The organism is Sphingomonas sp. NFR15, assembly GCF_900103265.1.
Classification (GTDB): domain Bacteria; phylum Pseudomonadota; class Alphaproteobacteria; order Sphingomonadales; family Sphingomonadaceae; genus Sphingomonas; species Sphingomonas pollutisoli.
This window is the reverse complement of the sequence record NZ_FMWX01000003.1, coordinates 76,082-89,311: the sequence shown is the minus strand read 5'-3', so window position 1 is coordinate 89,311 and position 13,230 is coordinate 76,082. Positions and strand designations below refer to the sequence as shown.

Here is a 13,230-nt window from a genome sequence, read left to right as displayed (position 1 = left end):
GGGGCACCGCGCGCGGTGCCCCGCCTCGATGCCGTGCCGGTCGGCGCGCCTCGGCGAGACTTTGGAGAGCGAGATGACCCGACCCACCGTTCCGGCCATGTCGCGCCGCACCCTGCTGGCGAGCGCGGGATTGGGCGCCGCGCTGGGTGCCCTGCCGGCGTCCGCGCTGGCCGCACCCGCGGGCGTGGGGGCCGATCCCGCCACGGCCTTCCGGCTGATCGCGGATGGAAAACCCGCCACCGTGTTCGTCGATGCCACGGCTGACAGCGCCGTCCGCCGGGTCGCCGCCAGCTTCACCGGCGATCTCGAACGCGTGAGCGGCGTCCGCCCGGCGCTGGTCGAACGGACCGCGGATCTGCGTGGGCCGGCGGTGATCATCGGCGTCCTCGGCCACAGCGCGCTGATCGACCAGCTCGTCCGCACGGGCCGGATCGACGCCGCCGATCTGCGCGGCGCGTGGGAGGCGTTTTGCCAGATCGTCATCGACAACCCGCTCCCCGGCGTACCCCGCGCGCTGGTGATCGTCGGCGCCGATCGGCGCGGCGCGGTGTTCGGCACCTATGACCTGTCCGAGCGGATCGGCGTCTCGCCTTGGCACTGGTTCGCCGACGTGCCGGTCCAACGCCAGCGCGACATCCTCGTCCCCGCCGGCGCGCGGCGCGACCAACCCAGGGTCAAATATCGCGGCTTCTTCATCAACGACGAAGACCCGTGCCTTTCGGGCTGGGCCGCCAAGGCGTTCGGCGGCGTCAACGCGGCGATGTACGCGCATGTCTTCGAAGTGCTGCTGCGCATGAAGGGCAATTATCTGTGGCCGGCGATGTGGGGCAAGGCCTTCGCCGACGACGACCGCGACAGCATGGTCCTGGCCGATGCGATGGGCGTCGTGATGGGCAATTCGCACCACGAGCCGATGCTGCGCGCGCAAGCCGAATGGCACCGCCATCAGGACGGCGGCATCACCGGCGGCGCGTGGGATTACGACACGAACGGCGACAACCTCCGCGCGTTCTGGCGCGGCGGCATCGAGCGCATGATGTCGAAGGGCGATGGCCACGGCTATGAATCTCTCGTCACGGTCGGGATGCGCGGCGACGGCGATCAGGCGATGGCGGAGGGCACCGCGACCGGCCTGCTCGAACGTGTCGTCACCGATCAACGCCGGATCATCGCCGACGTGACCGGCAGGCCGGCCAGCGACACGCCGCAGGTCTGGGCGCTCTACAAGGAAGTGCAAGACTATTACGACCACGGCATGAAGGTGCCGGATGACGTCACGCTGTTGTTCTCGGACGATAATTGGGGCCAGATCCGCCGCCTGCCCGATCCCGCCGCGCCGCCGCGCGCGGGTGGCTACGGCATCTATTATCATTTCGATTATGTCGGCGGCCCGCGCAACTACAAGTGGATCAACACCAGCCAGATCGAGAAGGTCTGGCAGCAGATGGACCTGGCCTACCGGCACGGCGCGCGGACGATCTGGATCGGCAATGTCGGTGACATCAAGCCGATGGAATATCCGCTCGGCTTCTTCCTGGCGCACGCGTGGAACCCCGAGGCGATGACGCCGGACGCGGTCGCCGACTATCCGCGCAAATGGGCGTCGGCGACCTTCGGCCCCGAACAGGCCGCCGCGATCGGCGACATGATCACCGCCTACAGCCAATATACCGCGCGGCGGAAGCCCGAGCTCGTCAACGAGACCAGCTTCCCCCTCGGCGGGGTGACGCCCGCCGGGCTCGACGGCGGCGAATTCGGCGCGATGGTCGCCGAATGGGACGCGCTGGAGGCGCGGATGCTCGCGGTGCGCGCGCGGCTGCGGCCCGATCAAGCCGACGCATATTATCAACTGATCGAATATCCGATCGCCGCGATGGCGAACCTGTACCGGCTGTATTACGGCACCGCCTGGAACCGGCTGCTCGCGTCGAGCAACGATGCCCGCGCCAACTTTTTCGCGGACCAGGTCGAAACCGCGTTCCGCTGCGACGGCGAGCTGGTGCGGCGCTACCACACCCTCAACGGCGGCAAGTGGAACGGCATGATGGCGCAGGTCCACATGAACTACGTCATCTGGAACGATCCCACCCAGCAGACGATGCCGAGCATCGTCCGGGTCGGCGCCGACACGCCCAGCGAACAGCGCCGGCCGCAGCCGACGTTCGTCGCGCGCCCCTCGGCGCCCGCCGGCATCATCGCGCTGGATGCGACGGCATTCACCCGCGCCCGCGACGGAGGCGGGCTGCGCTGGACGCCGATCGCGCACCTCGGCCGCACCGCCGGCGCGATGCTCGCTTTGCCCCAGGGCCAGCCCGCGACGCGCGCGGAAGATGCCGTCCGCCTCGAATATGACGTGGTCGTGCGCAAGGCCGGCCGCGCCACGCTGACGCTATACCTCGCGCCGACGCTCGACACGTCGGGCCGGGGCGGTTCGCGGATCGGCGTCTCGATCGACGATCAGCCGGTTCAGATCCTGCGCACCTCGCTCGAGGCGACCGGGGGCGATCAGGATACGTCCGCCAAGCGGCGCTGGGCCGAGACGGTGAGCGACAACATCGTGCGGCTCGCGGCGGATCTGAACGCGCTCGCCGTGGGGCGGCACACGATCAAGATCTGGCGGCTGGACGACAATGTCGTGCTCCAGAAGCTGGTGCTGAGCACGGTGGCCGAGCCGGCATCGTATCTCGGCGCGCCCGCGCCGACGATCTGATCGCGGTCTCCGCGCCAGGGGTTCGGGCCGGCGCTCAGCGCAGGTTGGCCGCGAGGAAATCGACGAACACCCGCACCCGCGCCGGCGTGTTGGGGCCGCCGACGAACACCGCGTGAATCAGTTCGACGTCGCCGGGATTATATTCCTCCAGGATCGCGACGAGCCGATTGTCGGCGATCTCGGGCGCGACGCTGAACGCGCCGACCCGCGCCACGCCGATCCCGGCGGCGGCGAGCTGCCCCAGCGTCTCGCCGTTGTTGGCCTCGATGCTCCCGCGCACCGACAGCGCGAAATCCCGCCCCGCCCGGCGGAACGGCCAGACCGGCTCGGCGCGGCGGAAGTTGAAGTTGAGGCAATTGTGGCCGTGCAGATCCTCCGGCTCGCGCGGCACGCCATGCCGGGCGAGATAGTCCGGCGACGCGACGACGACACGGCGGGTCTCGCCGATCTTGCGCGCGGTCAGCGTGCTGTCGGCGAGCGGGCCGAACCGCACCGCGACATCGGCCTGCCCCGCCGCGACATCCACCAGCGCGTCGGTCAGCGCGATGTCGATCAGGATGTGCGGATAGAGCGCCGCGAACCGCCCCAGCAGCGGCACCACGCACAGCCGGCCATGCGACAGCGCGGCGCTCACGCGCAGCCGCCCGCGCGGGCTCCCCTGGTCGGCGATCTGCTGCTCGGCGTCGTCGAGATCGGCGAGGATACGGCGCGCCGCCTGTAGATAGGCCTGCCCCTCCGCCGTGAGCGAGAGCGCGCGCGTGGAGCGCAGCACCAGGCGGACGCCGAGCCGCGCCTCGATCCGGTCCATCGCGCGGCTCACCGCCGACGGGCTCAGCCGCAGCACGCGCCCGGCGGCCGAGAAGCTGCCCTGCTCGACGACGGCGACGAACGTCGCCATCTCGCGCGCGCGATCGGTACCGGCCACCAGCTTTGCGTCCACTGCAAAAATCCTTCGCGTGCGCTACCGCTACTCTCGCCGCCCGTCAGCGTCCATCTGTGCGCGAAGATAGCAACGGAAGACGGCATCGTGGAATATCGGCAACTCGGATCTTCGGGCCTGCGCGTACCCGCGCTGAGCTTCGGCGCGGGCACGTTCGGCGGCAAGGGCCCGCTGTTCAGCGCCTGGGGACAAAGCGACGCCGCCGACGCGCGGCGGCTGATCGACATCTGCCTCGACGCGGGTGTGACGCTGTTCGACACCGCCGACGTCTATTCGAACGGCGCGTCCGAGGAGATTCTCGGCGAAGCGGTTCGCGGCCGGCGCGACGCGGTGTTGATCTCGACCAAGACCGGACTGCCGATGGGCGACGGACCGCAGGACTGGGGCGCGTCGCGCGCGCGCCTGATCCGCGCGGTCGAGGATGCGCTGCGTCGGCTCGGCACCGGGCACATCGACCTCCTCCAGCTTCACGCCTTCGACGCATCGACGCCCGCCGAGGAGGTGATGGGCACGCTCGACCGGCTGATCGCATCCGGCAAGGTCCGCTACGCCGGGGTCTCCAACTATCCCGGCTGGCAGGTGATGAAGGCGCAAGGCCTGGCCGATCGCCACGGCTGGCCACGGCTGGTCGCGCATCAGGTCTATTACTCGCTGATCGGCCGGGCCTATGAGGCCGAGTTGATGCCGCTCGGCGCCGACCAGGGCATCGGCGCCCTGGTGTGGAGCCCGCTCGGCTGGGGCCGTCTGACCGGCAAGATCGGACGCGACCGCCCGATCCCGCCGGGCAGCCGCCTGCACGAGACCGAAAGGTTCGCGCCCCCGGTCGCGCCGGAGCACCTCTACCGCGTCATCGACGCACTGGAGGCGATCGCGGCGGAGACCGGCAAGACCGTGCCACAGATCGCGATCAACTGGCTGCTCCGGCGCCCGACCGTCTCCTCGGTGATCCTCGGCGCGCGCGACGAACAACAGCTACGGCAGAATCTCGGCGCGGTCGGCTGATCGCTCACGCCTGCGCAGATCGCCGCGCTGGACACCGCGAGCGCGGTGTTGCCCGCCTATCCGATCACCCCATATCGCCAGCAGGAGGGCTTCGCCCGCCTCGCCCCGGCGCTGGTCTGAGGCGATGGCGATGAAGCTCAACCCCGGGCTGATCGCTTTGTCGGTCGGCGCATTCGGCATCGGCGTGACGGAGTTCGCGCCGATGGGGCTGCTCCCCGTGATCGCGCGCGATCTCGGCGTCTCGATCCCCGCCGCCGGGCTGCTGATCAGCGCCTATGCCTTGGGCGTGATGATCGGCGCGCCGCTGATGACGCTCACCACCGGCCGCGTGCCGCGCCGCGCGCTCCTGATCGGGCTCGCCGGCGTCTTCACCCTGGGCAACCTGCTGGCGGCGCTGTCGACCGGCTATGGCATGCTGCTGGCGGCGCGCGTCGTCACGTCGTTCAACCACGGCGCCTTTTTCGGAATCGGCTCGATCGTCGCCGCCGGCCTCGTCCCGCCCCACCGTCGGGCGAGCGCGGTCGCGGCGATGTTCATGGGGCTGACGATCGCCAATGTCGCGGGCGTTCCGCTGGCGACATGGGCGGGCGAACATCTCGGCTGGCGCGCCGCCTTCTGGGGCATCGCCGCATTGGGCGTGGTGACGATGGTGTCGCTGCGGCTGACGTTGCCCAGCCTGCCCGCGCCGGCGGGGGGCGACGCGATGGCCGAACTCCGCGTGCTCGCGCGCGGCAAGGTGCTCGGCGCGCTCGCGCTCACCGTGGTCGGGTCGAGCGCGATGTTCACCGTCTTCACCTACATCGCCCCGATCTTGCGCGAGGCCACGCATGCCTCGCTCGGCTTCGTGACGGCGATGCTCGTGCTCTACGGCCTCGGCCTCACCGCCGGAAACTGGCTGGGCGGCAAGTTCGCCGATCATTCGGTCGATCGCACGCTGATCGTCACGATGGCGTCGCTCTCGCTGATCCTCGCCGCCTTCGCGATGCTCATGCCGCACGCCGGCGCTGCGGCGATCCTGATCTTCCTGTGGGGCGTGGCCAGCTTCGCGCTCGTCCCCCCGCTCCAGGTACGGGTGATGACGGCGGCGGCGGATGCGCCGAACCTCGCCGCATCGGTCAACATCGGCGCGTTCAATCTCGGCAACGCGTTCGGCGCGGCGCTGGGCGGCGGGGTGATCGCCGCCGGGCTCGGCTATCCGGTGGTCGCGCTCGCCGGCGCGGCGACCTCGCTCGCGGGGCTTGCCGGCGTGCTGTTCGCCGCGCGCCGTGTCCGCCGCCCATCGCGGCGACGGCTCAGCGGCGCCTGAGTCAAGTGGCGGCGATCCACGCATCGACCTGTTCGGCCAGCACGCCGAGCGGCAGCGCGCCCTGCGCCAGCACCACCTCATGGAAATCGCGCAGGTCGAACCGCGTCCCCAGCGCGGCTTCCGCCTTGCGCCGCAACGCCGCGATCCGCTGCTGCCCGACCATGTAGCTCGTCGCCTGGCCGGGATTGTTGATGTAGCGATCGACCTCCTTGACCACGTCGCGCGCGGACAGCGGCGCGTTCTCAGTGAAATAGGCGATCGCCTGGTCACGGCTCCAGCGCTTGGCGTGCATCCCCGTGTCGAGCACCAGCCGGCAGGCGCGCCATACCTGGAGCGCGAGCATCCCCAGTTCCGAATAGGGATCGGCATAGGCGCCCATCTCTTTCGCCAGCCGTTCCGAATACAGGCCCCAGCCCTCGGTATAGGCGCCGTAATAGCCGAACCGGCGGAACTTGGGCACGCCGGTCAATTCCTGCGCCCGCGCGATCTGGAAGTGGTGGCCGGGCGCGCCCTCATGATGCGCGATGCCCTCCACCTGCGTCTTCTGCACCTGCGTCATGTCGGCGAGGTTGACGTAGAAGATGCCCGGCCGCGAACCATCAGGCGCGGGCTGGTCGTAGAAGGCCACCGCGGCGGTCTCCTGCCGCCACGTCTCGACCGCGCGCACCTCCAGCGGCGCCTTGGGCAGACGGCGGAAGAAGCGCGGCGCCGCCGCCATCGTCTGCGCGATCGCGGCGCGCGCATCGGCGAGGTAGAGTTGCCGGCCGGCATCGGTGTTGGGATATTTGAACCTGGGGTCGGTGCGCAGCGCCGCGAACAGATCCTGCAACGATCCGGCGAAGCCGGCCCGCGCCATCACCGCGGTCATCTCGGCATGGATCGAGCGCACCTGATCGAGCCCGAGCTGGTGGATCTCTTCGGCGGTCATGTCGGTGGTGGTGTAATAGGCGAGCCGCGCCTGATAATAAGCGTCGCCGCCCGGCAGGCTCCACGCGCCGTCATTGCCCTTGGCGCGCGGCTCGATCTCGTCGAGCGCGGCGAACAGGACGTCGAACCCCTCGCGGAACGGCCCCTTCAGCGCCGCGACCGCGTCGGCGATCAGCGCCGTCTTGACCGCCTGGGGCGCAGCGAGCTTGCCCACTTTCGCCCGGAAGTCGGCGAGCAGGCTGCTGTCCGCGCCGCCATCGAACGGCGCGCCGGTGATGACCTGGCGCGCGTCGCCCCGCGCGGGGGCGAACACCATCTTGGGCGGCACGATCCCCTTGGCCGCCTGCTTGCGCATGGTCGCGGCAACCTCGCGCATCACCCGCAACGAATCGCGCAGCCGGGCGACATAGGCGTGCGCGTCCGCCACCGTGTCGATGCGGTGCTGGTTGATGAGGAACACCGGAATGTCGCCGGCCGGGCTGCCGTTGGTGGAGACCGGGAAGGCATAATCGCGGAACGCGAACTGCCGCCGGTCGGTGGCGACCTGCGCCTCGAACAGACGGTAGCTCAACCGAGCGCCGGGGCCGAGCCGATCGACCGCGAAGCTGCGCCGCAGATCGGCGAGTTGCGCCTCCTCCAGCGCCTGCGCGCGCTGCGCGGCGGCGTCGGTATAGTCGTCGAGCCGGTCGTAATTGGTCTTGAGGCCGAGGCTGGTCTGCGTCTGGGGGCTGAGCGCGACGCTGGCATCGAACGCGGCGTCGAGAAAGCGCAGCAGCCGGGCGTCCTCGTCGGCGGTACCGGTGGCGGCGTGGGCGATCACGGGGTCGATCAGCGGCAGCGCCACCCCCGCCATCAGCATTCCCAGAAATCTGCGCTTGGTGAGCATGCCGAGCATCTTCCTATCGGTTGGGAAGCCAGCGCTAATCGTCGCGACGCGTTCCTGCAATGGCGGCCTCCCGGACCCGCCGGAAAGCCCGCGCGGTCAGCGCGCCGCCGTCCGCGCGTAGCGCATCGGCGGCGTTCCGACGTGGCGTGTGAAGGCGGTGCTGAACGTGCTCGCGGAGCCGTAGCCGACCCGCGCGGCGACGCCCTCGATCGCCAGGTCGCGCGTGCTCAGCAGGCGCTTGGCGAGCGCCATGCGCCAGGCGACCAGATATCCCATCGGCGGCAGCCCGACGACGCGGCTGAAGCGCGCGAAGAAGGCTGATCGCGACATCGCGGCCTCGGCGGCGAGCGCGGCGACCGTCCAGCCATGCTCCGGCCGCGCATGGATCGCACGCAGCGCGGCGGCAAGGCGATCGTCGGCAAGGCCGCGCGCCAGGCTCGGCACGGGCACCGTGTCGGACCCGCACCGCAGCGCCTCGATCAGCAGCACTTCGAGAAGGCGCTCGAGCACCAGCTCACGCCCCGGCCGGGACTGGCGGGTCTCGTCGCCGACCAGATGCAGCAACTGCGCGAGCCGTGGCTCGCCGCGCGCGACGACGATCGCGGGGAGCAGCGAGACGAGCAGAGCCGCGTCGGGCGACGCGAAGCTGCACAAGCCGACCTGCATCCTGAGATTGACCGGCGCGTCCGCCGGCCCCACCCGGTACCGACCTTCGCCGATTTCGGCGGGCACCATGTCGATGCCGTGCGCCGGTGCGTCGATGCTCTCGATTACCTGCTTGTCGATCGATGGTGAGAGCACGAAATCGCCCGCGCGCACGATGATCGACGATCGCCCCGCGCCGACCAGCCGGCACGCGCCCTCCAGCACGGCGAAAAAGACCGGCTTGCCCTCGACATCGCGGCGGATGCGCCAGCGCCCGGCATATTCGACCAGCTTCGAGAAGCTCGCGGACGGCTGAAGCAGGGTCACGATCTCGGCAAGCGGATCGACGATCATATCAGGACTATCACCAACGCATTCGGGATTGCCGACCATAGACGGTCTTGGTCGCGATGGCCACCTTCGTGGCACCCGCAATCCTTCACGGAGTTTTTCATGCCCACTGTCCTGATTACCGGCTGCTCGTCCGGCTTCGGCCTCGAAACCGCGAAGCTGTTCCTCGAACGCGGCTGGAAGGTCATCGCCACGATGCGCGACCCGAAGGCGGACCTCCTGCCGCCGTCCGACGCGCTCACCGTCCTCCCGCTCGACGTCACCGACCCCGCCAGCATCGCCGGCGCGCTGCGGCAGGCGGGCGCCATCGACGTCCTCGTCAACAACGCGGGCTTCGGTGCCGCCGTGCCCCTCGAACTGATCGACCCCGACACCGCGCGCCGATTGTTCGAAACCAACACGCTGGGGACGTTGGCGATGATGCAGGCGGTGCTGCCCGCATTCCGCGAGCGCCGTGGCGGAACCATCATCAACGTCACGTCGTCGGCGACGCTCAAGCCGCTGCCGCTGATCAGCACCTACCGCGCGAGCAAGGCGGCGGTGAACGCGCTGACCGAATCGCTCGCGGCGGAAATGGAGCCGTTCGGCGTGCGCGTCCACATCGTCCTTCCCGGGCGCGCGCCGGAAACCCGCTTCGGCACCAATGCGATGCCGCATCTGCGCGGGCTCGATAACCCCGACTACAAGCCGCTCATCGAAACCATGATCGCCAATTTCCAGCAAGATACGGGGCCGGTCACGCACCCGCGCGATGTCGCCGAGGCGGTCTGGCACGCGGCCACGGAGGCCGGCGCGCCGCTCAGGATCGCGGCGGGCGAAGACGCGGTGCAGTGGATGGCCGAGGCGGGTTGATCGAACGTCCGCGCGCCGGGCGGCGCACACACGCATCGCCGCGTGTGTGCGCCGCTCTTGATGCCGCGCATCGACCTCGGGCAAAGCGGCATGATGACGAAGCGCGAGGCTTCGGTGGGGTGGCGACGGGATGGTGCGGGCATGATCGATCTATCGGAACTCCAGACCGCGAGCACCATCGGCGACGCCTGGAAATATCCCCAGCGCGCGGCGAACCGCAGCGGGTTCCTCCAGGTCGATCACGAGCCCGATCACACGCTCTACTGGGAAGAATATGGCGATCCCGCCGGTGAGCCGGTGATGTTCCTGCATGGCGGGCCGGGCGGCGCCTGCGCGCCGGTGATGTCGCGCTTCTTCGATCCCGCCCGCTACCGCGTGATCCTGTTCGACCAGCGCGGCTGCGGGAAGAGCACGCCCACCGTCGCGCAGGCCGGGCCCGCCGTGGCGCTGGTCCGCAACACGACCGACCATCTCGTCGCGGACATCAACGCCTTGCGCGACGCGCTCGGCATCACCGGGCCGATGCACGTGTTCGGCGGGAGCTGGGGCAGCACGCTGGCGCTTGTCTATGCGATCCGGCACCCGCACCATGTCGCGTCGCTGGTGCTGCGCGGCATCTTCATCGGCGCGCGGCAAGACCTCGAATATATGTACCAGGGCAATGCCGCCACGTTCGCCGACGCGCCGTTCGCGCTGACCGCACCCGGCAGCTACATCGCCTATCCCGACGAGTGGAAGGCGTTCGTCGAGATCATCCCGCAGCGCGATCGGCACGACATGATGGGGGCGTACAAGGCGCTCTTCGACGCCGTGCCCGCCAACGATGACGCCCGCGCCCACCAGCTCTGCGCGGCGCTGGCCTGGTCGGTGTGGGAAGGCACGATTTCGAACATGATCCCGCAGGACGACGACCCCGGCAAGTTCGGCGATGCCGAATTCGCGCTGTCCTTCGCGCAGATCGAGGCGCATTTCTTCGCGAACCACCTGTTCCTCGAACCCGATTACATCCTCGGCAACATCGACAGGATCGCGCACCTGCCGATCCATATCGTGCATGGCCGCTTCGATCAGGTCTGCCCGCTCACCCAGGCGTCACGGCTGGTCGATGCGCTGGCCCGCGCCGGCGCGACGCCGGTGACCTATGTCCGAACCAACGCCGGCCACAGCGCGATGGAACTCCAGACCGCGCTCGCGCTGACCGCGATCATGGATGGACTGGCGCCGATCCACTGAACCGGGCGGGAGGAGGGTTGATCGTTCGATGGAATCGAACGGAATGGCCATATGTTTGACATGGATCGAACAACCGCGCGCTCACATATCCCGGCCCGACCAAGGGAAAGGACATCCTCGTGCCGGTACGAACCATTCGCGACATCGTCATCATCGGGGGCGGCGCCAGTGCCGCGCTGATCGCGTGGAATCTGAAGCGGCTCCACCAGCGGAGCTGCACGATCATCGCTCCGACCGACCGGCCCGCCTTCGGCCTCGCCTATGCCACGCCCTCGCTCAAGAACCTGCTGAACGTCGCCGCGAGCGGTATGAGCGCGGACCCCGATGATCCCGGTCACTTCGTCGCCTGGATGCGCGAGAACGTGTCCGCCGAGACCGATCCCGGCACGTTCGTCCCCCGTCCGATCTTCGGCCTGTATCTGCGCCAGCTCTATTGCGCCGCCGCGCCCGAGCATATCCGCGACACTGCGATCGCCTGCGCCAAGTCGGACGGCCTGTACACGATCACCCTCGCCGGCGGGGGGACCGTCACAGCGCGGCAGGTCGTGCTCGCGTGCGGCCATTTCGATCCCGCACGGCTGCCGGGCGTCCCGCCGGAGATCGACGCGACCGGCCGCTACCACCATGATGCGTGGGCAGACGGCGTGTTCGCCGGGATCGGTGCGGACGAGGAGGTCGTGCTGATCGGCACCGGCCTGACCGCGGTCGACGTCATCATGCGGCTGCGGGAGAATGGGCATCGCGGGCGGATCACCACCGTCTCGCGGCGCGGCCTCTTCCCCGAACGGCACGCGCCACACGCGACGCTCGCCGCGCCGGTGTTCGCGCCCGGCGCCACGCCGGCGACGGCGCGTGCCTATCTGCACGCCTTCCACACCGCGCTGCGCGGCGGCACCGAGTGGCGCGCGGCGGTGGACAGCATGCGGCCCGTGGTGAACCCCTTGTGGCTGGCCCTGCCGGATGTCGAGAAGCGCCGGTTCCGGCGGCACCTGCAACGGCGCTGGGAGATCCGTCGCCATCGCATGGCGCCCACCATCGCCGACATCATCGACGCCGAACGTCGCGTTGGCACGCTCCGCGTGCTGGACGGCCGGATCGACGCGATCGTCGCCGCCGGCGATCGGCTGCGGGTCGCCGCGCGCACGGGTGGCGACCGTCTGGATGTCGAGGCCGCGCATGTCATCAACTGCACCGGCCCCAGCCTCGATTATGCAAAGGCCGCCTCGCCGCTGTTGCGGACCATGCTGGAGGCGGGGACGATCGTGCCGGGCTTCGGCGGCGCCGGGCTGCGCTGCACCCCAGCCGGCGCGCTCTTCGACCGGAACGGCGTTCCCGCCCATGATCTGCACGCGATCGGCCCGGCGCGGCTCGGCGTGCTGTTCGAATCGATCGCCATCCCCGAAATCCGCCAGCAGGCGCGAGACCTCGCGGCCCTGCTGGCGCACGCGCGGACCGCGCCATGACGCTCGAACAGTTGCGGATCTTCGTCGCCGTCGCCGAGCGCGAGCATATCCGCCGCGCGGCGGAGCACGTCCACCTGTCGCAGTCCGCCGTCAGCCACGCGGTGGTCCAGCTCGAGCGGGAGTTCGGGCTCCGCTTCTTCGACCGGATCGGCCGCCGGATCGAACTGACCGACACCGGCCGCGCGTTCCTGGATGAAGCGCGCGCCACGCTCGGCCGGGCGGACGCCGCGCGCGCGCGCCTGCTCGATCTCGGCGGGCTGCGCCAGGGCGTCCTCCACGTCCACGCCAGCCACACGATCGCGAGCTACTGGCTCCCCGCCCGGCTGAACGGCTTCCACGCGCTCCACCCGGACATTCAGCTCAGCATCACGATCGCCAACACCGCGGAGGTCAGCCGCAAGCTGCGCTCGGGCGAGGCGTCGCTCGGGCTGGTCGAGGGCGATCTGCCCGCGCCCGACCTGACGAGCGAGGTGGTGGCGCGCGATCAGCTCGTGTTGGTCGTCGCGCCCGATCACCCCTGGGCGGACACGCCGCCCCGCCCAGAGGATCTGTATCGCAGCGCCTGGGTGCTGCGCGAGCAGGGCTCGGGCACGCGGCTCGAGTTCGAGAACGACCTCAAGCGGCTCGGCGTCGATCCCGCCAAGCTGAAGGTCATGATGGAGGTGGCCTCCAACGAGGCGATGGCCAGCGCGGTCGAGACCGGGCGCGCGGCCACGGTCCTGTCCGCAAGCGTTGTGGCCGGGCGGATCGAGGCGGGGCTGCTGCGGCAGGTGCCGCTCGCGCTGCCCGAACGCCAGTTCCGCATGATCCGCCATCCCAAGCGCAGCCTGTCGCCGACCGAGGCGGCGTTCGTCGCGATGCTGCGCGCGGGCGGCCCCCAGCCCGATGGCGCCGCCAAAGGGAAGCGCTGATCCC

Annotated in this window: 9 protein-coding genes and 1 pseudogene; 7 read left to right on the top strand and 3 right to left on the bottom strand. The window is 70.0% G+C overall.

The window, feature by feature from the left end; genetic code table 11:
* Positions 1-73 precede the first annotated feature (73 nt).
* Positions 74-2,710, top strand: a complete 2,637-nt coding sequence (locus BLS81_RS08580) for a glycosyl hydrolase 115 family protein (RefSeq protein ID WP_093223700.1) — start codon at positions 74-76, stop codon at positions 2,708-2,710.
* Positions 2,711-2,744: 34 nt separating this feature from the next.
* On the opposite strand, the gene BLS81_RS08575 is transcribed toward BLS81_RS08580, so the two are convergent.
* Positions 2,745-3,608 (bottom strand): LysR substrate-binding domain-containing protein, encoded by an 864-nt coding sequence (locus BLS81_RS08575; RefSeq protein WP_371128274.1) that lies wholly within the window; start codon positions 3,606-3,608, stop codon positions 2,745-2,747.
* A gap of 129 nt (positions 3,609-3,737) precedes the next feature.
* Between BLS81_RS08575 and BLS81_RS08570 the strand changes: the two are divergent.
* Positions 3,738-4,772, top strand: a pseudogene (locus BLS81_RS08570) (aldo/keto reductase).
* Between the two features lie 10 nt (positions 4,773-4,782).
* The gene (locus tag BLS81_RS08565; protein ID WP_093223698.1) at positions 4,783-5,958 is read left to right on the top strand and encodes an MFS transporter; all 1,176 of its coding nucleotides are present in this window, start codon (positions 4,783-4,785) and stop codon (positions 5,956-5,958) included.
* A gap of 1 nt (position 5,959) precedes the next feature.
* Here BLS81_RS08565 and BLS81_RS08560 read toward each other — a convergent pair whose 3' ends face one another.
* Both BLS81_RS08560 and BLS81_RS08555 read right to left on the bottom strand, forming a co-directional pair.
* A complete protein-coding gene (locus BLS81_RS08560; protein ID WP_256326141.1) occupies positions 5,960-7,780 on the bottom strand; it encodes a DUF885 domain-containing protein in 1,821 nt (606 codons plus the stop codon).
* 87 nt (positions 7,781-7,867) lie between these two features.
* Complete coding sequence (locus BLS81_RS08555; RefSeq protein ID WP_093223102.1) at positions 7,868-8,770, bottom strand: AraC family transcriptional regulator; 903 nt, start codon at positions 8,768-8,770, stop codon at positions 7,868-7,870.
* A gap of 99 nt (positions 8,771-8,869) precedes the next feature.
* Here BLS81_RS08555 and BLS81_RS08550 point away from each other — a divergent pair, with 99 nt between their 5' ends.
* The 4 genes from BLS81_RS08550 (at position 8,870) to BLS81_RS08535 (ending at position 13,226) form a co-directional block, all read left to right on the top strand.
* Positions 8,870-9,619, top strand: a complete 750-nt coding sequence (locus BLS81_RS08550) for an SDR family oxidoreductase (RefSeq protein ID WP_093223100.1) — start codon at positions 8,870-8,872, stop codon at positions 9,617-9,619.
* A gap of 60 nt (positions 9,620-9,679) precedes the next feature.
* A complete protein-coding gene (pip, locus tag BLS81_RS08545) occupies positions 9,680-10,852 on the top strand; it encodes a prolyl aminopeptidase (protein WP_256326140.1) in 1,173 nt (390 codons plus the stop codon).
* 119 nt (positions 10,853-10,971) lie between these two features.
* Positions 10,972-12,315 (top strand): FAD/NAD(P)-binding protein, encoded by a 1,344-nt coding sequence (locus BLS81_RS08540; RefSeq protein ID WP_093223099.1) that lies wholly within the window; start codon positions 10,972-10,974, stop codon positions 12,313-12,315.
* A complete protein-coding gene (locus BLS81_RS08535; RefSeq protein ID WP_093223097.1) occupies positions 12,312-13,226 on the top strand; it encodes a LysR family transcriptional regulator in 915 nt (304 codons plus the stop codon). The genes BLS81_RS08540 and BLS81_RS08535 overlap by 4 nt, the downstream gene beginning before the upstream one ends.
* Positions 13,227-13,230 lie beyond the last annotated feature (4 nt).